Consider the following 21,288-nt stretch of genomic DNA (forward strand, 5'->3'; position numbering starts at 1 on the left):
GCGCTAGGCCAGACGCTCCACCAGCAGCAGGCCGCCGATGAGGATCATGGCCGCGCCCGAGAGGCGGGTGACGGCGCGCGCGACGACCGGCCGGGCACGCAGCACGGTACGGGCCAGCACGCCGACACCTGTGTAGACCGCCCCGCAGTTGGCCATGTGCACCAGGCCCAGTACGGCGATCTGAGCGGCCAGCGGCCAGCCGCTGCCGCCTCCGTGGGCCGCGGCGAACTGCGGGAGCAGGGCGATGTAGAGCAGCAGCGCCTTGGGGTTGAGGCCGCTGATGCCGGCGCCCTTGAGGATCCGGGCGCCGGGGGCCGCGCCCGCCGGGACGTCGGACGGGTCGGCCGACGCGGGCGCCGCGGGCGCCGCGGGCCGGGCCAGGGTCATGACGCCGAGCCAGATCAGGTACAGGGAGCCGAGCACCGTCAGGGTGGTGAGCACCGCCGGGTTGTTCGCGACCACGGCCGCCACGCCGGCGACGACCACCAGGGTGAGTCCCACATAGCCGAGCATCAGGCCGCCGACCGCCGGGAGAACGGACCGGTCGCGGAGACCGGCGGTGATCGCGTACGCCCAGTCCGCGCCCGGCACCAGGACGAGGAGGACGGACACGGCCCAGAAGGCGGCTATGGAGTTGGCGGCCATGGAGTATTTCTCGCTGGTTCTCGCTGTGCGGATGGGGCGAGAGGGAGAATAGACGCGACAGCGCGGAAAGTGTTTCCCGATACTGTCGCCTCACGAGGTAACAGTGGAAGGATTTTCCCCGTGGATGACCTGGACCGGACAATTCTTGCCGAGCTGCAGAACGACGGCCGCCTGACGGTCACGGAGCTGGCGGCGCGCGTCGGGCTCAGCCTCTCGCCGTGCCACCGCCGGCTGCGCGAACTGGAGCGCAGCGGCGCGATCCGCGGCTACCGCGCGGTCGTGGATGCCGAGGCCGTCGGGCTGAAGTTCGAGGCGCTCGTCTTCGTGACGATGCGCCAGGAGGACCGCAGCACCGTCTCCGCCTTCGAGGAGGCCGTCGCGGACATCCCGCAGGTGCTCCAGGCGCAGCGGCTCTTCGGTGACCCCGACTACCTGCTGCGGATCGTCAGCGCGGACCTGCCGGCCTTCCAGCGGCTGTACGACGAGAAGCTGGCGACGCTCCCGGGCGTGCAGCGGCTGAGCTCCACGCTCGTGATGAAGCACGTCGTGTACGAGCGCCCGCTGCCCGCGTGACGACATGTACGAACCGCTGCCCTATGAGACGACGCGGCCGCGCAGCCCGAAGGCGCGCGGCCGCGTACGAAGGCGGGCGCTCAGCCGGACGTGTCGGCTCCCGTGGGGAGCGGCGGCTCGGCCTCGATGTCGGCCAGCTCCTCGTCGGTGAGCAGCCGGGAGCGGATGAGGAAGCGGACCCCCTCGGGGGCCTCCAGCGAGAAGCCGCTGCCCCTGCCCGGCACCACGTCGACGGTGAGGTGGGTGTGCTGCCAGTAGGTGTACTGGTCGGCGCTCATCCAGAAGGGCACGTCGTCGTGGAAGACGTGGCCCAGGAGGACGTCGGCTCCGCCGACCTTGAACTCACCGCGCGGGTAGCACATCGGAGAGCTGCCGTCGCAGCAGCCGCCGGACTGGTGGAACATCACCGGACCGTGGGTCTCCGTCAGCCGGGCCACCAGCTCCTCGGCGGCCGGCGTCAGGTCGACGCGTCGGGTGAGGCCGCCCATCAGAAGAACCCGAGCTTCTTCGCCGAGTAGCTGACCAGCAGGTTCTTGGTCTGCTGGTAGTGGTCCAGCATCATCTTGTGGTTCTCCCGGCCGATGCCGGAGTTCTTGTACCCGCCGAACGCCGCGTGCGCCGGGTAGGCGTGGTAGCAGTTGGTCCAGACGCGACCGGCCTTGATCTCACGGCCCAGGCGGTAGGCGGTGTTGCCGTCCCGGGTCCACACGCCCGCGCCCAGCCCGTACAGCGTGTCGTTGGCGATCTTCAGGGCCTCGTCCACCGAGTCGTACGTCGTCACCGACACCACCGGACCGAAGATCTCCTCCTGGAAGATCCGCATGTCGTTCGTGCCGCGGAAGATGGTCGGCTCGATGTAGTACCCGCCCTCATGCTCCGGCACGGTGCGCGAGGAGCCGCCGGTGACCAGCTCGGCGCCCTCCTTCTTGCCGATGTCGATGTAGGAGAGGATCTTCTCGAACTGGTCGTTGCTGGCCTGCGCACCGATCATCGTGGCCGGGTCCAGCGGGCTGCCGCTGGTGATCGCCTTGGTGCGCTCCACGCAGCGGGCCATGAACTCGTCGTAGATCGAGGAGGGGATCAGTGCCCGGGACGGACAGGTGCACACCTCGCCCTGGTTCAGCGCGAACATCACGAAGCCCTCGATGGCCTTGTCCAGGAAGTCGTCGTCCGCGGCCATCACGTCGGGCAGGAAGATGTTGGGGCTCTTGCCGCCCAGCTCCAGCGTGACCGGGATGATGTTCTCGCTGGCGTACTGCATGATCAGGCGCCCGGTGGTGGTCTCACCGGTGAAGGCCACCTTGGCGATCCGCGGGCTGGAGGCCAGCGGCTTGCCCGCCTCCACACCGAAGCCGTTCACGACATTGACCACGCCCGGCGGCAGCAGATCGGCGATCAGCTCGATCATCACCAGCAGGCTGACCGGGGTCTGCTCGGCGGGCTTGATGACCACACAGTTGCCCGCCGCGAGGGCGGGAGCCAGCTTCCACGTGGCCATCAGCAGCGGGAAGTTCCACGGGATGATCTGGCCGACCACGCCCAGCGGCTCGTGGAAGTGGTACGCGACGGTGTCCGCGTCGATCTCCGAGATGGAGCCTTCCTGGCCGCGTACGGCGCCCGCGAAGTAGCGGAAGTGGTCCACGGCCAGCGGCAGGTCGGCGGCGAGGGTCTCGCGGACCGGCTTGCCGTTCTCCCAGGTCTCGGCGACCGCCAGCTTCTCGAGGTTCTCCTCGATCCGGTCCGCGATCTTGTTGAGGATGTTGGCGCGCTCCGTGGTGGAGGTGCGGCTCCACTTCGGGGCCGCGGCGTGCGCGGCGTCCAGGGCCAGGTCGACATCGGCCGCCGTGGACCGCGCGACCTGGGTGAACGTCCGGCCGTCCACCGGGGAGGGGTTGTCGAAGTACTGGCCGTTCACCGGGGCGACCCAGTCGCCGCCGATGAAGTTGTCGTAGCGCTGCTTGAAGCTGACGATGCTGCCTTCTGTGCCGGGCTGCGCGTACACCATTGTCGGCGCTCCTCGGTGAGTACGGGTACGGGGTGCAGCCCACTCTCACCCCGTGAGGTTGGCAAAAGGTTGGCGTCGCCTCCGTTGCCGTCAGTCGTCGTCAGTCGCGCAGCGCGGTGCTCAGGCGGCCCGCCGCGAGGGCCCGGCGGGGGTCGCCCGGGGGCAGTACGCGGAGCGCGTGCTGGTGGATCTCGGTGTCGTGCGGGGCGCGCGCTCCGTAGTCGAGCGCGTGTTCCGGTACGGGGCTGGCCAGGACGGCCTCGCGGACCGCGACCTCCAGGTGCTCGCGCCAGGCGCGGATGCCCGGCGCCTCGGACCGCGGCAGCAACGGGCCTCTGTACCGGGTGAGCGCACCGTCCGTGTCCCCGGCCTCCAGCGCCCGCAGCACCTCGACGGCGTCGCAGGCGACGGGCGTGGTGAGCGCGTACCGGCGGGTGGCCACCGCGCCGCCGAGCGCGCGCCGCAGGTGGGAGACCTCCGCCTTGAACGTGGAGGCGGACACCGGGCGTTCACCGTACAGCGCGTCCCGCAGCCGGTCGGGGGTGTAGCCCGCGGGCTCCAGCGCCAGCAGGGTGAGGATCTCCAGTTGGCGGGGGCGCAGCGGCAGCCGGGCGCCGGCGCGCACGGCCACGTCCGTACCGAGGCAGGACAGCCGTACGCCGGTGTCGGTGCGCGGGTCGGCGCGCGGACCGCTGCCGAGATCGGCCCGCAGCCGGGTCTCGATCGTCGACACCAGACTGCGTACGGTCGACATCGCCAGTGGGTGCGAGCGGTCCCAGGTGGTGGAGAGGTCCAGTACGCCGAGGATGCGGCCGTCGGGGGCGTGGATCGGGGCGCAGTAACAGGCCCAGCCGTGCAGCGCGGCGACCAGGTGTTCGGCGGAGAAGATCGCGCTGGGGCGGCCGGTGCGGAGCGCGAGCGAGAGCGCGTTGGTGCCCATGGCGGACTCGTCCCAGCGGCCGCCGGGCGCGAAGTTGACCTGCTCGGCGCGGCGTCGCATGACGCGGCCGCCGCAGGTCCACAGGAGGGTGCCGGACTCGTCGGTGACGCCGGCGACGAAGCCGGCGTCGTCCGCGATGCTGTTCAGCTCGTCCGCGAGATCGCTGACCGGGCGGCGCAGCGGCGAGTCGTCCCAGCGGGGGCGCACCTCGCCGCCGTCGGTCACCGGGGCGCTGCCGACGCCGGGGTCCACGGTGTGCAGCGAGCGGATCCAGGAGTCGGCCACCTCGGGGCGCAGCGGCGCCTTCCCGGCCGGGGCCCGCCGGGCCGCGCGCAGCTCCGGAACCCAGCGGGACCATTCGCTCTCCAGCGCGGCCCTGCGCTGCCGGAGGTCACTTCGCACTGATGACATGGGCGTCCCGCACCTCGTCGTCTCCAGGAGGACCACCGGTCAGTACCACCGGCCCGCCGTAGGAAGCTGTGCCCAACCGTAAGAAGCCGTTCCTCACCGTAAGAAGCCGTGCCCAAAAATAGTGCGTGCGGTGCGCGGGGCACAGCCCCCGTGGGCCGCCCGCCTTACGCCGCCCGCGCTCTCGCCACCAGCCAGTTGGTGGGGATCTCGACCGGGGTGCCGTCGGCGCGGGTCTCGGTGGTGATCAGCGGGAGGCGGCCGGAGCCGGTCGTCTCCAGACCCTGGCCGGCCAGCAGGTCCGGTATGACGCCGTCGGCCATCTCGGCGGGCGCGATGCCGTGGGAGAAGATCGCGCGCACCTTGGCCGGCGGGCCCTCCGGGCGCTGCGCCAGGGACATCAGGACGCCCTTGGCGTCCTCGGACGGCTCGACGAGGAAGAGCCGGCCGCGCTTGCCGAGGAGACGGGCGATGTTCTCGATGATGCGCGGCCGTTCTTCGGGGGCGCATTGGTGCAGTACGCCGCGCACGTAGACATTGGCATCCCCCACGTCGTCGTGCAGCGCCTGTATCCGGTCGGCGTCCGCCGCGTCCACCTGGTGGAATTCGGCCACCCGGTCCGGGTCCTCGCGACGAGCCCGGTCAATCGCGGACGCTGATACGTCAATACCGATCGCGCGGGGGAAGTGTTCAGCCAGAAAGCGTGTCTGGGTGCCGTTCCCACAGCCGAGGTCGATCACCGGGAGGGCCGGGTCGAAGTACTCGGCGAAGAGGGGCAGGTGGCGGGCGACCGCCAGTTCCGGTGCGGCATCCCAGAAGACCTCGCCCTCGCCCACCGGCGCATCGCGCCAGAAGCCTTCCCATGCCGTCGTGTTGTGGCTCGATGCGCTCATGGCCAATTGCTACTGCCGGGACTCGGCCAGACGCAAGAGTGGTAACCGTTCTTTCAGGAGCGATGGCCGCTCTCTCACCTTATGTGCGAACGTGATCCGCGCCGCACGCGCCAGGGGATGCGCGCCGCCGTTGCTACCGGGATCCGCGCCGCGTCCGTGGCAGTGACTGTTCGAACCACACCGTCTTGCCCGTGGACGTCCGGCTCGTACCCCATTCGCGGGCCAGCCGGCTCACCACCCGCAGACCGCGCCCGTACTCGTCCTCGTCGCCGACGCTCAGCAGCTGCGGCAGGCTGTGGTCGTCGTCCGACACCTCGCACAGCAGCGCGTCCGTACGCACCAGGCGCAGCACGACGTGCTCGGTGTGGGCGTGCCGTACGGCATTGGTGACGATCTCGCTGACCAGCAGCTCCGCCGTGTCCGCCGCCGACTCCAGCCCCCACCGGGAGAGCTGGGCGCGCACCAGCAGCCGGGCCCGGGAGACCTCGCGGGCCTCGATGGGCAGCCGCCACTCCGCCACGTCCGCGCGCTCGATGCCGTTCAGCCGCGCCATCAGCAGCGCGACGTCGTCCTTGCGGCCGCCGCGCCCCTTGTTCAGCGTGGCGGCGAGCGAGCGGATGATCGTGTCGCAGGCTTCGTCCATGGAGGCGGCCGGGTGCGCCGCGGACTCCGCGAGCGCCGCGAGCCCAACGCCGATGTCCTCGCCGCGCACCTCGACCAGCCCGTCCGTGCACAGCACCAGCCGGTCACCGGGCGCGACGGGCACGGTCACCGCGTCGAACGGCACGCCGCCGACGCCGATCGGCGCGCCCGTCGGCAGGTCGAGCAGCTCGCTGCGGCCGTCGGCGGCGCGCACGATCACCGGCGGGATGTGCCCGGCGTTGGCGATGGTCAGCCGGGACTCGATCGGGTCGTAGATGACGTACAGACACGTCGCGAGATAGTTGTCGCCGAGGCGCTGGGCGAGGTCGTCCAGGCTGCGCAGGAGCTGCGCCGGCTGCATGTCGATGGCGGCCATCGTCTGCACGGCCGTCCGCAACTGGCCCATCATCGCCGCGGAGTTCAGGCCGTGGCCCATGACGTCGCCGACCACCAGCGCCGTACGGGAACCGGGCAGCTTGATCGTGTCGAACCAGTCGCCGCCGACCCGGCCGAGGCGGGTGCCGGGCAGATAGCGGGTGGCCGTGTCGCAGCCCGCCATCCGGGGCTCGATGTGCGGGAGCATGCTGTCCTGCAGCGTCTCCGCGACGTTCTCCTGGTACGTGTACATGCGGGCGTTGTCGAGCACGAGGCCCGCACGCGCGGCCAGTTCGGCGCCCGTGACCCGGTCCATGTCGTTGAATTCCGTACGCTCCGGGTGGCGCAGCAGGATCATGAAGCCCAGTACGACGTTCCGCGCCTTCAGGGGGACGACCAGCATGGAGCGGAGGCTGATCAGCGGGCTGATGTCGCGCTTCTCGAACTGCGAGGCGATGCGGTGGGCCATCTCCTCGCTGATGCGCGGGATGAGCACCGGCTCGCCCGTGGTCATGCACTGGAAGAACGGCGTGTGGGCGGGGAACGGCATGGACTCGCCGACCGGCACCACGTCGTCCCAGCGGCCCGGCTCGTCGTTGTGCTCCAGGGCGACGCGGTGCCACATCGTCGTGGTGTCCGGCGGGCCGTCGGGGAAGCCCTCGCCGGCGATGACCTGCTCGCGCAGATACGTGCCCGCCACATCGGTGAAGCGCGGTACGACCGCCTCGCTGACCTCCTGGATCGTGCGGGCCAGGTCGAGCGAGGAGCCGATGCGGCCGCTGACCTCGTTCAGGAACTCCAGGCGCTCGCGGACCGCCGCGTATTCGAGGTCCGACTCCAGCTCCGCCGCGGCCGCCGCCGCGGTCTGCGGGTCGGCGGCCTCGGAGGCGGTGCGCAGCAGCCGCGCGCGCCGCTCGACGCGGCGCGGCACGCCCCAGTCCGGCGTGACCGGAAAGCGCTCCTGCTGGCTGATCTCCAGGACGGGATAGCCCAGTTCGAGTACCTGGGAGACGATGCGGGCGCTTTCCTGCGGGCTCATGCTCGGCAGGATCTCGGGCAGCCGCCGGGCGAGGTCGTGCGCGCCGGGGAAGTCCGTGTGCAGCGCAAAACCTGGCGCGAATCGCTCGCGGTCCCGCTCGTCCCCGTCCGCGCTCTCGCCATGCAGCTGCCCGGCGTCGGCCGCCAGCACCAGCAGCCGCTCCTCACCCGGTCCGACCAGGGGATACGCCCACCACAGTATGTCGACGCGGCCGCGCTCCGGATCCGCCGTACGGGCCCGCCCGGCGCGCGGGAACGAGGTCTCGCCGCCGAGCGCGGACTCCAGGTCGGGGCCGTGCGGATCCTCGACGCCGTCGGCGCCGTCGGCGCTGTGCCATTCGTCGGAGCCGAGCGCGCCCGAGACGGGCATCAGGTCCACGGCGGGCGCGCCCACCGCTTCCTCGCGCGAGGGCCCGAAGAGCCGGCGTGCGCCCCGGCTCCAGTGGGAAACCAGACCATGGGCGTCGACCACGACGACGGCCAGGGGGATCCGGCCGGGCTCAGGGTCCCGCGGCGCGGGCACCCCTGGTGCCGCGCTCACCATGTCGTCGCCGTGCGACGGGCCACGCTCCATGGGCGGTTGCTCCTTCGTACGCGTACGCATGATCTGCGTCCCGCTACCACGGTACGGCCACACGCTTCCTGACGGGGCGCATTCCGCGAAGTGCGGCACCCGGTGCGCAGGCCGTGCTGCCTCGCATTACTCCCGGACGAACGTGCTGGCTCAGCACTCCGCACTCCCCACTGTGGCCCCATGAACGACGGTCGTCCATGGGAAGGGGACCGTAGCGGAAAGGAGCGCCGCGCGGTGGCCGCGGACGCAGGAGGGTGCATATTTCCGCCTCGTGCGCGCCGCGGATGCGCGTGCACTCGGGGAGCACGCGCGCCCGCGAGCGCATCCTGACACACCCGCATACGCGCCCTTCGGGGCCCAGCGGTCAGTCCTCGTGGCCCAGTTGGAGATCGCGCTCCGTGCGGCCGCCGCCCGCGACCTGGAGGACCGTGGCGACCGGCGGATAGCCCGCGGCGACGACGGTGTACTCGCCGGCGGCCATGTCCACGAAGCGGAACAGGCCGTCGGGGCCCGTGGTCGCGGTGTCCACGACGTTGCCGCCCGCGTCCAGGAGCGTGACCCGGGCGTCCTCAACAGGGCGCCCGCCACCGGCCCGTACGGTGCCGCGCAGCACGGCGCCGCCCGCGAGTTCGACGTCCTGCCGGGTCTCGCGGGACGCCTGGACGGTCACCGGGAGCGCGGCGGGCCGGAAGGCGGGGGCGCTGGAGGCGAGCGTGTACTCCCCCGCCACCAGCTCGCCGATCACATAGCCGCCCTCGCGCCCGCTGCGGGTCGTCGCCACGACCTCGCCGCGCACGTCCGTGAGCGTCACCATGGCGTCGCGTACGGGGGTGCCGTCGGCCGTGGTGACCGTGCCCGCGAGCCGGCCCGCGCCGCCCAGGACCACGTCCAGGTCGACCGGCCGGTCGCCGACCGTGACGCTGACCGCCTGCGGCTGGTGGCCGCCGGCCGAGGCGATCAGTACGTACGCGCCGCTGCCCGGAGTGCTCAGCGCGTACCGCCCGTCCTCGCCGGTGGCGCCGCGTCCGATCTGCCGGCCGGAGACGTCGATGAGGGTGAGCGCGGCGCGCGGGACGACGGACCCGTCGTGGTGCTGCACGGTGCCGCAGACCGGGACGCCGGCCGGGGTGTACGGGGCAGCGGCGGGCGCGGCGCGGGCGGCGGGGACGGTCGCGACGGCCTCCGCGCTCCCCTCGCCGAGTGTGCTGTGCGGGGCGTGCGGGGAGTGAGGAGCGTGGGTCACCAGGGGGTTCTCCTTGAGGAAGAAGGCGAGCAGGAGCCCGAGGAGGAGCACGGGCACGAGGTAAGGGAAGGTGCCGGGCACGGCCTGTACGTATGCGGCGACTTGGCCGTCGTGCGGCGGGCCGGGCAGGGTACGGGGGCGGGCCGCCCGCTCGGCCAGGACCGCGGCCAGGACCGCGGCGAGGACGGCCACGCCGGCGCTGCCGCCGAGCTGCCGGACGTACGCACCGGGGGCGGTGCCGCGGCCGGTACGCCGTGCCGCGCGCCGCACGGCGTGCACGAGGACCGCCAGGACGAAGCCGAGACCGAGGCCGAGGATGCCCGTCCAGAGGCCGTACGTGCCGCGGCCGGTGTCGGCCCGCAGGTGGGCCAACAGCCACATGCCCTCGGCGGCCAGCGCGCAGCCCAGTACGGCGAAGATCCGGTGCTGTCCGGTACGGCCGATGAGGCGGGCCGCGACGGCGGCGGCGAGCACGGCGCCGCCCGTCATGGGCAGCGTGAGCAGCCCGGCCCCGGTGGCCGAGGAGGCCGGGAGGTGGCCCGCGGCCCCGTGGAGCGCGATGCCGTGGAGTGCGATGCCGAGGGCCGCGCCGACCGGGCCGATGACGCGGAAGGCCGGGTCGCGGAGGAGGCCGGGGGGCAGGATCGGTTCGGCGGCGAAGTGTTCGACGGCCACGAAGAGCAGGGCGCTGCCGAGCGCACCGCAGCCGAGCCCGAGGACGACGCGCGAGTCCCAGGCGTACTCCGTACCGGCCCAACTGACCAGCAGCGCCAGGCAGGTGGCGAGGGCGGCGAGCAGCAGGACGCCGAGGACGTCCGGCCGGGGGCGGCGGGCCGTCCGGGGCAGCCGCAGCGCGACGGCCAGGACGAGGAGGACGGCCAGCCCCACCGGGACGTTGAGCGTGAAGCACCAGCGCCAGGAGGCGTGGTCGGCGAGGAGGCCGCCGAGCACCGGGCCCGCGACGGCGGCGAGCCCGAAGGTCGCGGCGGCCAGCCCCAGGGCGCGGCCGCGCGCACGCGGCGGCACGAGTGCCGCGAGGGCGGCCTGTACGCCGGCCACGACCCCGCCGGCGCCGAAGCCCTGGACCGCGCGGAAGGCGGTCAGTTCGCCCATCGTGCGGGCCTGTCCGGCCGAGGCTGCCCCGGCGACGAACACCAGGAGCGCGAGGAGGAGGGCCGGCTTGCGGCCCAGGTGGTCGCCCAGCCTCCCGAGGAGCGGCAGGCCGAGGGCCGCGGCGAGGAGGTACGACGTCGGCACCCAGGACATCCGGTCCGGTGCGCGCAGTTCGGCGGCGAGCTCCGGGAGCGGGGTGGCGACGATCGTCTGGCCGAGCGCCGCGAGCAGCAGCGCGGGCAGCAGGCCGAGGAGCAGTACCGGGCGGAAGCGGCGGGGTCCGGGCCGCTCCGGGGCGGGACCGGGTGGGCCGCCGGTGTCCAGTACGGCCGTCACCGCTCCGGTCGCCGGCGGTCCCGACCGCTCGTCCGGCTCCGCCAGGATCGTCCCGCCCACGTGCTGCTCCCCTCGTCACGCCTGTGCCGCGCCCTGTTCTCGCATCGGGCGACAACTGCGATCAAGCGTGACGAATCGGCACGTAAGGGGTGGGGATGCCCGCCAACGGCCGTACGGGAGCGCCCTACCGGGCCCTCATCAGGGCTTTAGCCTCCGGATCACGGGTGGTCCGCGTCATGCGGGCACGACGGGAAACCACCCGATCCGGTGAGCGCTCAAGCCTCTTTCAGGGGCTCACTTCTCCGCGTGGGAGCCTCACTTCTCCGCGTGCGCCGCGAGGTTGGCGAGGATCGCGTCGTAGATCCGGCCGAGGCCCTTGGGCGCGAAGGTGCGCTCGAAGAAGCCGCCGACGCCGCCCGCGCCCTGCCAGGTGGTGGTGACGGTGACCCGGGCGCGGTTCTCGCCCGCCGGGGTGACGGTCCAGGTGGTCACCATCGAGGAGTTGCGGTCCTTCTCCACGAGCTGCCCCTCGGCCGGCTCGTCGACGTCCAGCAGGCAGTCGCGGACGCGCTTGCTGGTCGCCTGGAGCTTCCAGTGCACCAGGGTGCCCTTGCCGTCGCCGCCCTCGCGGACCTCGTACTCGCTGAAGTGCTCGGGCAGCAGCTTCGCGCGGGTGCCGGAGTAATCCGCGAGCGCGTCGAAGACGTCCTCCGGCTTCGCCGCGATCTCCCGCTGCGTGGTGGCTTCGACCTGGCCCATGTGTGCTGCCCTCCGGTGCTCGCTCGCTGGTCCTGCACTGTGCGGGGCAAGCCAACCACTCCGGCGCGGCGCGCCCAAATCCGGGTTGACAGCAGTCACGGGAACACCTGTTCTATTATCTCGAGCGGGGGCCGGCACCACCCAGAAGGAGGCGCGATGCGCTGGGAGAATCTGAGCGAGCAGACGGCGGGCCCGTCGGGCCCTGCGCGTACGGCCGCGCTCTTCGGTACGGACGTGGTGAGCCGGACCATCAACAGCCCCGAGTTCCGCGGGGTGACCTTCCACGAAGTACGGGCCCGGTCGATCGTGAACCGGGTGCCGGGCGCCTCCCGTATGCCGTTCGAATGGACGGTGAATCCGTACCGGGGCTGCACGCACGCCTGCGTGTACTGCTTCGCGCGGCGCACCCACAGCTACCTCGACCTGGACACCGGGCTCGGCTTCGACAGCCAGATCGTGGTGAAGGTCAACGCGCCGGACCTGCTGAGACGGGAGCTGTCCGGCAGACGCTGGCGCGGCGACCACATCGCCATGGGCACGAACGTCGACTGCTACCAGCGGGCCGAGGGCCGGTACCGGCTGATGCCCGGCATCATCGAGGCCCTCCGCGACCACGCGAACCCCTTCTCCATCCTCACCAAGGGCACGCTGATCCTCCGCGACCTGGACCTGCTGCGCGCGGCCGCCGAGGTCACCGACGTCGGCATCTCGATGTCCGTCGGCTTCCTGGACCGCGAGCTGTGGCGCACGGTCGAGCCCGGCACGCCCTCCCCGGAGCGCCGCCTGGACACGGTCCGCACCCTCACCGAGCACGGCATCGGCTGCGGCGTCCTGATGGCCCCGGTCATCCCGTTCCTCGGCGACCACCCCGACCAGTTGCGCGCCACCGTGCGGGCCATCGCGGCGGCCGGCGCGTCCTCCGTGACGCCGCTGGTGCTGCACCTCCGGCCGGGCGCCCGCGAGTGGTTCATGGCCTGGCTGGCCGAGCACCACCCGCACCTGGTGCAGCGGTACGAGCGCCTGTACGCGGGCGGCGCCTACGCCCCCAAGTGGTACCAGCGGCGCATCACCCGTCAGGTCCACGACCTGGCCACCGAATACGGCATCGGCCCCAACGGCGCCGCCTCCCACCGCCGCATCCCGGCCCAGCGCACCCCTGCCGCCCCCGAGGCGCCGACCCAGCTCACGCTCCTGTAGCGCCACTTCTCAGTGCCGCCCAGTAATGCCGCGCTCAGCCGCCCCCGGTGTCGAGCCTCGCCAGAGAGGCCGCTGCCGCGGCTGCCAGGCGGGGGTGATCAAGGGCCGCGGTGAGGGCCGGGACCGCGCGCCGGTCGCCGAGGGCGCCGAGGCCCTCCACGCAGGCCAGGGCGACGCGCCAATAGGGGGTGTGCGGGGTGAGGAGGCGTTCGAGGGTGGAGATCAGGGCGGGGACGGACTCGGGGGCGCGGAGGTCGGCGAGGAGGCGCACGGGGTGGAGCGCGTAGGCCGTGCGGAGGGGGTTCGTGGCGAGGGCGGCGGCCGCGCGGGCGGTGCGGGGGTCGCCGAGGCGGGCCAGCGCGTGCGCGGCGGTGGCGCAGCGGACCGGGTCGCGGTAGTTCAGGAGGAGGACGAGCGTCTCGAAGGCGCGGCGGTCGCCGGCGCAGCCGAGGGAGAAGGCGGCGATCTCGCGCGTCCAGAGCGGGCGCTCGACAGCCGTGAGCATTCTGGCCAGCTCTTCTCTCCCCGCCGGGGTGTTCTTGCGGGCAAGTCCCAGCAGGCGTTCGTAGGTGACGAGATCGGCCGGTGACCGCAGCTCGCCCCGCACCCGGTCGGTCAACTCGTGGAATCGGTCTTCCATTTGCGATGCTCCTCCCCGCCGCCCCGGCGTGGCCCGCGCCACAGATTAATTCCCCCCTTTCCCCCTGGCGCTTGCCATTACCCGCGGGTTAATCTGCCGGTACGAGCAGCACCCCTGCTCCGGCGGCCTGGTGACGCAGCCGCCATGAGTGAAGTCGGTTCGGCACCGCACAGCACGACATCAGAGTGACCGGCCGTGGCCCCGGGACAGGGTCCGCCGCGCAGCTCCTTCCGTACACGCCCCTCGACCGCATCCTTCGATGGCGTCGACCGCATCGATCGCGGCTGCCGCGTGTGCGCTCACCCTCAGTCGTCACTTCTCCCCTGCTTGCAGGGGAACACCCTCTGGAGTCTCGCGATGGGCCTCTCGTCCACCCCTGATTCGCCCCTGTCCCCCGCCACCGCCGCCTCCGGCATCGCCACCGTCGCCGTCGTCGGCCTCGGCACGATGGGTACCGGCATCGCCGAGGTGCTCGCCCGTGCCGGCCGCGAGGTCATCGGCATCGACATCGACGACGCCGCGGTCCGCCGCTCGGTCACCGCGCTGGAGGCGTCCACCGCCCGCGCCGTGCGCCGCGAGCGGCTCACCGAGCGCGAGCGGGCCGATGTGCTGGCCCGCTTCCGTACCTTCTCCGATCTGCAGGCCGCCGCGGAGGCCGATCTCGTCATCGAGGTGGTGCCGGAGGACTACGAGCTCAAGCGGCAGATCATCACCGCACTGGACGGCATCGTCCGCCCGGACACCGTGCTGGCCACCGGCACCAACTCCCTCTCCGTGACCCGGCTGGCCGCCGACTCGCAGCGCCCCGAGCGCGTGCTCGGCCTGCACTTCTTCGCCCCGGCGCCGGTCATGAAGCTGGTCGAGGTGGCCTCCTCCGTGCTGACCGCGCCCACCGCCGTGGCCGCCGTCACGGAGCTCGCCCGCGAGCTGGGCAAGGACCCGATCGCGGTGGGCGACCGCCCCGGCTTCGTCGCCGACGGCCTGCTCTTCGGGTACCTGAACCAGGCCGCCGCGATGTACGAGTCCAAGTACGCGACCCGTGAGGACATCGATGCGGCGATGCGCCTGGGCTGCGGGCTGCCGATGGGGCCGCTCGCGCTGCTGGACCTGATCGGCATCGACACCGCGCGCACCGTCCTGGAGGCGATGTACGCGGCCTCGCACGACCGGCTGCACGCGCCCGCGCCCATCCTCGGCCAGCTCGCCGAGGCGGGCCTGACGGGCCGCAAGGCGGGCCGCGGTTTCTACACGTACGAGGCGCCGGGCTCCGCGGCCGTCGTGGCGGACGCGGACACCCCGGCCGCCGCCGGGGAGCAGGCCGGGGCCCGTACGGTCCGCAGCGTCGGCGTGGCCGGGTCGGGGACGATGGCGAGCGGCATCGCGGAGGTCTTCGCGAAGGCCGGTTACGCGGTCGTGCTCGCCGCGCGCAGCCAGGAGAAGGCGGAGAAGGCCAAGGCCCGGATCGAGAAGTCGCTGGGCCGGTCGGTGGCCAAGGGCCGGATGACCGAGGAGGCGCGGGACGCGGCGCTCGCCGCGATCACCCCGGCGGACTCGCTGGACGCCTTCGCCGAGGTGGACCTGGCCGTCGAGGCGGTGGCCGAGGACCTGGAGATCAAGCAGCAGCTGTTCGCGACGCTGGACAAGGTCTGCAAGCCGGGCGCGGTGCTGGCCACCACGACCTCCTCGCTGCCCGTCGTGGCCTGCGCGCGGGCCACTTCGCGCCCGCAGGACGTGATCGGGATGCACTTCTTCAACCCGGCGCCCGCGATGAAGCTGGTGGAGGTCGTGCGGACGGTCCTCACGGCCGACGATGTCCACGCGACCGTGCGGGAGGTCTGCGCCAAGGTCCGCAAGCACCCGGTGGACTGCGGCGACCGGGCGGGCTTCATCGTGAACGCGCTGCTCTTCCCGTACCTGAACAACGCGGTGAAGATGGTCCAGGAGCACTACGCGTCCCCGGACGACATCGACGCCGCGATGAAGCTGGGCGGCGGCTACCCGATGGGCCCGTTCGAACTGCTCGACGTGGTGGGCCTGGACGTCTCGCTGGCCATCGAGAAGGTGCTGCACGCGGAGTTCCGCGACCCGGGCCTGGCGCCCGCGCCGCTGCTGGAGCACCTCGTCGCCGCGGGGTGCCTCGGCCGCAAGACCGGCCGCGGCTTCCGTGAGTACGCCAAGCGCTGACGCCGGGGGCGGCTGGGGCGGGCTGCTGGAGCCGGGAGGCGGCCCTCGCGCGGCCTCCCGGCCGCCCGTCCCCCGGGCGAATAACGCAGGCCGAGGGATTATGAAGTACCGTCCCCACATGTCCCAGCCCGCTCGTACGCAGCCTTCAGACGGTCCCGACACCACGACGCCCGGCTCGCGCCGCGCGGCCGCCCAGCGGCTCAAGATGCGCCGCGAATTGGCGGCGGCGGCGATGGAGCTGTTCGCGACCAAGGGCTACGAAGCGACGACCGTCGACGAGATCGCCGCGGCGGCCGGCGTCGCCCGGCGGACGTTCTTCCGCCACTTCCGTTCCAAGGAAGAGGCGATCTTCCCCGACCACGACGACACCCTCGTACGCGCCGAGGCCGTGCTGGACGCGGCGCCCGCGCACGAGAACCCGCTGGACACGGTGTGCCGCGGCATCAAAGAGGTCATGCGGATGTACGCGGCCTCGCCGGCCGTGGCCGTGGCCCGCTACCGCCTGACCCGCGAAGTGCCCACGCTGCGCGAGGCGGAGATCGCCTCGGTGGCCCGGTACGAACGGCTCTTCACGCGCTATCTGCTGGGCCACTTCGACGAGGGCGCGCACCGCGAGGGCAACGACGATCCGCTGCTCGCGGAGGTCGCCGCCTCCGCGGTGGTCACCGCGCACAACCACGTACTGCGGCGCTGGCTGCGGGCGGGTGCCCAGGGGGATGTGGAGGCGCAGCTCGACCACGCCTTCGCGATCGTCCGCGAGACGTTCGGCACGGGTATCGGGGCAGGGCGTACGCCCGCGGGGCCGCAGCCCGCCGCGACGGCGGCCCGGGAGGGCGAGGTACTGGTGACGGTGGCCCGTACGGACGCGCCGCTCAGCGAGGTCATGCGCACGATCCAGAAGGCGCTGCGCGAGCACAAGTGATCAAGTAACGGCACGAATAACAGCAGACGGGAGCGCCGTCACGCCCTGGGCGTGGCGGCGCTTTGCTGTGTGCCGCCATGCGACCCACGAGTAACAAACGTCACGTGCCGCGCCTCACGGCGGCGGATCGTCCGCTTTCGCGGTGATTTATGTTGCTCATGCGTGCCGCGTGGATGACATCTGAGAGAAATTGTTGGCACCGAGTGCCTTGTCGGCTGGCACGCGGTGTCATACGTTGATGTTGTCCGGGCGGCCGGTACACCCGATCTTCGGCGTACCGGTTGTCCCCGCGAACCACTGGTCCGCGCGCCCGGATGCCTGCGTCACAGGCAACCTCCCGCGCACACCCGCGCCTGCCGAGCACCACACAGCCGAACCGACGGCACCGCCTCTGCACCACCCCCGACGTTCCCTCAAGCCGTTCCCTCAGCGTGCTTCGCCGGAGGCATACCGTGAACCACATTCTTGACGCGATCACCGCGCCCGACAGCAACCGCGAAGACTTCGCGAACCTGGCCGTCCCCGAGTCGTACCGCGCGGTCACCGTGCACAAGGACGAGGCCGAGATGTTCGCCGGCCTCCCCAGCCGGGACAAGGACCCGCGCAAGTCGCTGCACGTCGAAGACGTGCCGGTGCCCGAGCTGGGCCCGGGCGAGGCCCTGGTCGCCGTGATGGCGTCCTCGGTCAACTACAACTCGGTCTGGACCTCGATCTTCGAGCCGGTGTCGACCTTCGCCTTCCTCGAGCGGTACGGCAAGCTGTCACCGCTCAGCAAGCGCCACGACCTGCCGTACCACGTCATCGGCTCCGACCTGGCCGGCGTCGTGCTCCGTACCGGCCCCGGCGTGAACTCCTGGCACCCCGGCGACGAGGTCGTCGCGCACTGCCTCTCCGTCGAGCTGGAGTCCTCTGACGGCCACAACGACACGATGCTCGACCCCGAGCAGCGCATCTGGGGCTTCGAGACCAACTTCGGCGGCCTCGCCGAGATCGCGCTCGTGAAGTCCAACCAGCTGATGCCCAAGCCGGACCACCTGACCTGGGAGGAGGCGGCGGCCCCGGGCCTGGTGAACTCCACCGCGTACCGCCAGCTGGTCTCCCGCAACGGCGCCGGCATGAAGCAGGGCGACAACGTCCTCATCTGGGGCGCGTCCGGCGGCCTCGGCTCGTACGCCACCCAGTTCGCGCTGGCCGGCGGCGCCAACCCGATCTGCGTCGTCTCCAGCGAGGACAAGGCGGAGATCTGCCGGAAGATGGGCGCCGAGGCGATCATCGACCGCAAGGCCGAGGGCTACAAGTTCTGGAAGGACGAGCGCACCCAGGACCCGAAGGAGTGGAAGCGCTTCGGCAAGCGCATCCGCGAGCTCACCGGCGGCGAGGACATCGACATCGTCTTCGAGCACCCCGGCCGCGAGACCTTCGGCGCCTCCGTGTACGTCACCCGCAAGGGCGGCACCATCACCACCTGCGCCTCGACCTCCGGCTACATGCACGAGTACGACAACCGCTACCTGTGGATGTCGCTGAAGCGCATCATCGGCTCGCACTTCGCCAACTACCGCGAGGCGTGGGAGGCCAACCGCCTGATCGCCAAGGGCAAGATCCACCCGACGCTGTCGAAGACGTACTCCCTGGAGGAGACCGGCCAGGCCGCGTACGACGTGCACCGCAACCTCCACCAGGGCAAGGTCGGCGTCCTCGCGCTGGCCCCCGAGGAGGGCATGGGCGTGCGCGACCACGAGAAGCGCGCGCAGCACATCGACGCGATCAACCGCTTCCGGAACGTCTGAAAACCCCGAGGGCTGGCCAGACATGACTGAGCGTCAGAAGGATCGTCCGTGGCTGATGCGGACATACGCGGGACACTCCACCGCCGAGGCGTCCAACGAGCTGTACCGGCGTAACCTCGCCAAGGGCCAGACCGGCCTGTCGGTCGCGTTCGACCTCCCGACGCAGACCGGTTACGACCCCGACCACGTCCTCGCCCGCGGCGAGGTCGGGCGGGTCGGGGTCCCGGTCTCCCACCTCGGCGACATGCGCCGGCTGTTCCAGGACATCCCCCTGGAGCAGATGAACACCTCGATGACCATCAACGCCACCGCCATGTGGCTGCTGGCGCTGTACGAGGTGGTCGCCGAGGAGCAGGGCGCGGACATCTCCAAGCTGTCCGGGACCACGCAGAACGACATCGTGAAGGAGTACCTGTCGCGGGGCACGCACGTGTTCCCGCCCGGGCCCTCGCTGCGGCTGACCACCGACATGATCACGTACACGGTCGCGCACATCCCCAAGTGGAACCCGATCAACATCTGCAGTTACCACCTGCAGGAGGCCGGGGCCACGCCGGTGCAGGAGATCGCGTATGCGATGTCCACCGCCGTCGCGGTGCTGGACGCCGTACGGGACTCCGGGCAGGTGCCGCCGGAGAAGTTCGGCGACGTCGTCGCGCGGATCTCCTTCTTCGTGAACGCGGGCGTCCGCTTCATCGAGGAGATGTGCAAGATGCGCGCCTTCGGCCGCATCTGGGACAAGATCACCCGCGAGCGGTACGGCATCGAGAACCCCAAGCAGCGCCGCTTCCGGTACGGCGTCCAGGTCAACTCCCTGGGCCTGACCGAGGCGCAGCCCGAGAACAACGTCCAGCGCATCGTCCTCGAAATGCTGGCCGTCACGCTCTCCAAGGACGCGCGGGCACGTGCCGTACAGCTCCCGGCCTGGAACGAAGCGCTGGGCCTGCCCCGTCCCTGGGACCAGCAGTGGTCGCTGCGCATCCAGCAGGTCCTCGCGCACGAGTCGGACCTGCTGGAGTACGAGGACATCTTCGCCGGCTCGCACGTCATCGAGGCGAAGGTGGACGCGCTGGTCGAGGAGTCGCTGGCCGAGATCGACCGGATCCAGGAGATGGGCGGCGCGATGGCCGCCGTCGAGTCCGGCTACCTGAAGTCGCAGCTGGTCGCCTCGCACGCGGAGCGGCGCGGCCGGATCGAGGCCGGCGAGGAGAAGATCGTCGGCGTCAACTGCTACGAGTCCACCGAGCCCAACCCGCTCACCGCCGACCTGGACACCGCCATCATGACGGTGGACCCGGAGAACGAGGCGCGGGTCGTGCAGGCGCTGCACGAGTGGCGGGACTCCCGGGACGAGCACCGGGCGCAGGAGGCCCTCTCCGCGCTGAAGAAGGCGGCGGCCGGGGACACCAACCTCTTCGCGGCCACTCTGGAGTGCGCCAGGGCCGGTGTGACGACCGGGGAGTGGGCCTGGGCCCTCCGGGACGTCTTCGGCGAGTTCCGGGCCCCTACGGGCGTCTCCAGCGCTCCGCTGGCCGTCGCCGCCGAGGCGGGCACCCCGCTCGCCGCCGTCCGCGAGAAGGTCGCCCGTACCGCCGAGGAGCTCGGCAGCGGCAAGCTGCGCCTCCTGGTGGGCAAGCCGGGCCTGGACGGGCACAGCAACGGGGCCGAGCAGATCGCCGTACGGGCCCGTGACGCGGGCTTCGAAGTGGTCTACCAGGGCATCCGGCTGACCCCCGAGCAGATCGTCTCGGCGGCCGTCGCCGAGGACGTGCACTGCGTCGGCCTGTCCATCCTCTCCGGCTCGCACGCCGAGCTGGTGCCGGACGTGCTCGCCCGGCTGCGCCGCACGGGAGTGGACGACATTCCCGTCATCGTCGGCGGCATCATCCCCTCGGCGGACGCGGCAGCGCTGCGCGAGGCCGGTGTCGCCGCCGTCTTCACCCCGAAGGACTTCGGTATCACGGAGATCATCGGCCGTATCGTCGACGAGATCCGTACCGCGAACAAGCTCGATCCCCTGGAGGTCCCCGCATGACCAGCCCTGCCACCCCGGTCAACCGGCTTCGCCCCCGCCGCTCCTGCCTCGCGGTACCGGGCTCCAACCCCCGCTTCCTGGAGAAGGCCCAGGGCCTCGCCGCCGACCAGGTCTTCCTGGACCTGGAGGACGCCTGCGCGCCGCTCGCCAAGCCGGACGCGCGGCACAACATCGTGAAGGCGCTCAACGAGGGCGACTGGACCGGCAAGACGCGCGTGGTGCGGGTCAACGACTGGACCACCCACTGGACGTACCGGGACGTCATCACGGTCGTCGAGGGCGCGGGCCCGAACCTGGACTGCATCATGCTGCCGAAGGTCCAGGACGCCCAGCAGGTCGTCGCGCTGGACCTCCTCCTGACCCAGATCGAGAAGACGATGGGCTTCGAGGTCGGCAGGATCGGCATCGAGGCGCAGATCGAGAACGCGCAGGGCCTCAACAACGTCAACGAGATCGCGCAGGCGTCGCAGCGCACCGAGACGATCATCTTCGGCCCGGCCGACTTCATGGCGTCCATCAACATGAAGTCCCTGGTCGTCGGCGAGCAGCCGCCCGGCTACGGCGCCGACGCCTACCACTACATCCTGATGAAGATCCTGATGGCCGCGCGCGCCAACGACCTCCAGGCGATCGACGGTCCCTACCTGCAGATCAAGAACGTCGACGGCTTCCGCGAGGTCGCCGGCCGCGCCGCGGCGCTGGGCTTCGACGGCAAGTGGGTGCTGCACCCCGGCCAGGTCGAGGCCGCCAACGAGGTCTTCTCGCCCTCGCAGGAGGACTACGACCACGCCGAGCTGATCCTCGACGCGTACGAGTACTGCACCTCCGAGGAGGGCGGCAAGAAGGGCTCGGCGATGCTCGGCGACGAGATGATCGACGAGGCCAGCCGCAAGATGGCGCTGGTGATCGCCGGCAAGGGCCGCGCCGCCGGCATGACCCGTACGTCCAAGTTCGAGGCCCCGGAGGCGTAAGCGCG

The 21,288-nt window shown here is 71.7% G+C and carries 16 protein-coding genes; 7 read left to right on the forward strand and 9 right to left on the reverse strand.

The window, feature by feature from the left end; genetic code table 11:
* Positions 1 to 3 precede the first annotated feature (3 nt).
* Positions 4 to 645, reverse strand: a complete 642-nt coding sequence (locus ACIGXO_RS05365; protein WP_399780589.1) for a LysE family translocator — start codon at positions 643 to 645, stop codon at positions 4 to 6.
* A gap of 120 nt (positions 646 to 765) precedes the next feature.
* Between ACIGXO_RS05365 and ACIGXO_RS05370 the strand changes: the two genes are divergently transcribed.
* Positions 766 to 1,218 carry an Lrp/AsnC family transcriptional regulator gene (locus tag ACIGXO_RS05370; RefSeq protein ID WP_399780592.1) on the forward strand — a complete coding sequence of 151 codons (453 nt, stop codon included), beginning with the start codon at positions 766 to 768 and terminating at the stop codon, positions 1,216 to 1,218.
* Between the two features lie 80 nt (positions 1,219 to 1,298).
* Here the strand turns inward: ACIGXO_RS05370 and ACIGXO_RS05375 are convergent, their stop codons facing one another.
* The 7 genes from ACIGXO_RS05375 to ACIGXO_RS05405 all read right to left on the reverse strand — a co-directional run bounded on the left by ACIGXO_RS05375 (position 1,299) and on the right by ACIGXO_RS05405 (position 11,544).
* Positions 1,299 to 1,706: a DUF779 domain-containing protein gene (locus ACIGXO_RS05375; protein WP_399780595.1), complete on the reverse strand. Its 408-nt coding sequence runs from the start codon at positions 1,704 to 1,706 to the stop codon at positions 1,299 to 1,301.
* On the reverse strand, positions 1,706 to 3,223 hold the full coding sequence (gene adh, locus ACIGXO_RS05380) for an aldehyde dehydrogenase (RefSeq protein ID WP_399780598.1): 1,518 nt from the start codon (positions 3,221 to 3,223) through the stop codon (positions 1,706 to 1,708). Before adh ends, ACIGXO_RS05375 begins: the two co-directional genes overlap by 1 nt.
* A gap of 100 nt (positions 3,224 to 3,323) precedes the next feature.
* A complete protein-coding gene (locus ACIGXO_RS05385; protein ID WP_399780601.1) occupies positions 3,324 to 4,574 on the reverse strand; it encodes a GAF domain-containing protein in 1,251 nt (416 codons plus the stop codon).
* 164 nt (positions 4,575 to 4,738) lie between these two features.
* Positions 4,739 to 5,464: a class I SAM-dependent methyltransferase gene (locus tag ACIGXO_RS05390; RefSeq protein WP_399780604.1), complete on the reverse strand. Its 726-nt coding sequence runs from the start codon at positions 5,462 to 5,464 to the stop codon at positions 4,739 to 4,741.
* 133 nt (positions 5,465 to 5,597) lie between these two features.
* Positions 5,598 to 8,093: a SpoIIE family protein phosphatase gene (locus tag ACIGXO_RS05395; protein ID WP_399780608.1), complete on the reverse strand. Its 2,496-nt coding sequence runs from the start codon at positions 8,091 to 8,093 to the stop codon at positions 5,598 to 5,600.
* 364 nt (positions 8,094 to 8,457) lie between these two features.
* The gene (locus ACIGXO_RS05400) at positions 8,458 to 10,845 is read right to left on the reverse strand and encodes an MFS transporter (RefSeq protein ID WP_399780610.1); all 2,388 of its coding nucleotides are present in this window, start codon (positions 10,843 to 10,845) and stop codon (positions 8,458 to 8,460) included.
* Positions 10,846 to 11,100: 255 nt separating this feature from the next.
* Positions 11,101 to 11,544, reverse strand: coding sequence for an SRPBCC family protein (locus ACIGXO_RS05405; protein ID WP_399780613.1), 444 nt, complete (start codon positions 11,542 to 11,544; stop codon positions 11,101 to 11,103).
* Positions 11,545 to 11,700: 156 nt separating this feature from the next.
* On the opposite strand from ACIGXO_RS05405, the gene ACIGXO_RS05410 reads away from it, so the two are divergent.
* Positions 11,701 to 12,741: an Rv2578c family radical SAM protein gene (locus tag ACIGXO_RS05410; RefSeq protein ID WP_399780616.1), complete on the forward strand. Its 1,041-nt coding sequence runs from the start codon at positions 11,701 to 11,703 to the stop codon at positions 12,739 to 12,741.
* A gap of 34 nt (positions 12,742 to 12,775) precedes the next feature.
* Here the strand turns inward: ACIGXO_RS05410 and ACIGXO_RS05415 are convergent, their stop codons facing one another.
* Positions 12,776 to 13,381, reverse strand: a complete 606-nt coding sequence (locus ACIGXO_RS05415) for a HEAT repeat domain-containing protein (RefSeq protein ID WP_399780618.1) — start codon at positions 13,379 to 13,381, stop codon at positions 12,776 to 12,778.
* 357 nt (positions 13,382 to 13,738) lie between these two features.
* Between ACIGXO_RS05415 and ACIGXO_RS05420 the strand changes: the two genes are divergently transcribed.
* The 5 genes from ACIGXO_RS05420 (at position 13,739) to ACIGXO_RS05440 (ending at position 21,283) form a co-directional block, all read left to right on the forward strand.
* Entirely contained in the window at positions 13,739 to 15,565 is a 1,827-nt protein-coding gene (locus ACIGXO_RS05420) for a 3-hydroxyacyl-CoA dehydrogenase family protein (RefSeq protein ID WP_399780621.1), read from the forward strand.
* Positions 15,566 to 15,683: 118 nt separating this feature from the next.
* Positions 15,684 to 16,487: a TetR family transcriptional regulator gene (locus tag ACIGXO_RS05425; RefSeq protein WP_399780624.1), complete on the forward strand. Its 804-nt coding sequence runs from the start codon at positions 15,684 to 15,686 to the stop codon at positions 16,485 to 16,487.
* A gap of 452 nt (positions 16,488 to 16,939) precedes the next feature.
* Positions 16,940 to 18,277: a crotonyl-CoA carboxylase/reductase gene (gene ccrA, locus ACIGXO_RS05430; protein WP_399780626.1), complete on the forward strand. Its 1,338-nt coding sequence runs from the start codon at positions 16,940 to 16,942 to the stop codon at positions 18,275 to 18,277.
* Between the two features lie 22 nt (positions 18,278 to 18,299).
* Positions 18,300 to 20,312, forward strand: coding sequence for a protein meaA (locus ACIGXO_RS05435; RefSeq protein WP_399780629.1), 2,013 nt, complete (start codon positions 18,300 to 18,302; stop codon positions 20,310 to 20,312).
* Entirely contained in the window at positions 20,309 to 21,283 is a 975-nt protein-coding gene (locus ACIGXO_RS05440; protein WP_399780632.1) for an HpcH/HpaI aldolase/citrate lyase family protein, read from the forward strand. Before ACIGXO_RS05435 ends, ACIGXO_RS05440 begins: the two co-directional genes overlap by 4 nt.
* Positions 21,284 to 21,288: the final 5 nt, after the last annotated feature.

The sequence above is a fragment of the Streptomyces sp. NPDC053542 genome, from assembly GCF_044544685.1.
In the GTDB taxonomy this organism is placed as follows: Bacteria; Actinomycetota; Actinomycetes; order Streptomycetales; family Streptomycetaceae; genus Streptomyces.

Coding starts and splice junctions, on each gene's coding strand:
- ACIGXO_RS05365 (WP_399780589.1), bottom strand. CDS start 645: ATGGCCGCCAACTCCATAGCCGCCTTCTGGGCCGTGTCCGTCCTCCTC.
- ACIGXO_RS05375 (WP_399780595.1), bottom strand. CDS start 1,706: ATGGGCGGCCTCACCCGACGCGTCGACCTGACGCCGGCCGCCGAGGAG.
- adh (WP_399780598.1), bottom strand. CDS start 3,223: ATGGTGTACGCGCAGCCCGGCACAGAAGGCAGCATCGTCAGCTTCAAG.
- ACIGXO_RS05385 (WP_399780601.1), bottom strand. CDS start 4,574: ATGTCATCAGTGCGAAGTGACCTCCGGCAGCGCAGGGCCGCGCTGGAG.
- ACIGXO_RS05390 (WP_399780604.1), bottom strand. CDS start 5,464: ATGAGCGCATCGAGCCACAACACGACGGCATGGGAAGGCTTCTGGCGC.
- ACIGXO_RS05395 (WP_399780608.1), bottom strand. CDS start 8,093: ATGGAGCGTGGCCCGTCGCACGGCGACGACATGGTGAGCGCGGCACCA.
- ACIGXO_RS05405 (WP_399780613.1), bottom strand. CDS start 11,544: ATGGGCCAGGTCGAAGCCACCACGCAGCGGGAGATCGCGGCGAAGCCG.
- ACIGXO_RS05410 (WP_399780616.1), top strand. CDS start 11,701: ATGCGCTGGGAGAATCTGAGCGAGCAGACGGCGGGCCCGTCGGGCCCT.
- ACIGXO_RS05415 (WP_399780618.1), bottom strand. CDS start 13,381: ATGGAAGACCGATTCCACGAGTTGACCGACCGGGTGCGGGGCGAGCTG.
- ACIGXO_RS05420 (WP_399780621.1), top strand. CDS start 13,739: ATGGGCCTCTCGTCCACCCCTGATTCGCCCCTGTCCCCCGCCACCGCC.
- ACIGXO_RS05425 (WP_399780624.1), top strand. CDS start 15,684: ATGTCCCAGCCCGCTCGTACGCAGCCTTCAGACGGTCCCGACACCACG.
- ACIGXO_RS05435 (WP_399780629.1), top strand. CDS start 18,300: ATGACTGAGCGTCAGAAGGATCGTCCGTGGCTGATGCGGACATACGCG.
- ACIGXO_RS05440 (WP_399780632.1), top strand. CDS start 20,309: ATGACCAGCCCTGCCACCCCGGTCAACCGGCTTCGCCCCCGCCGCTCC.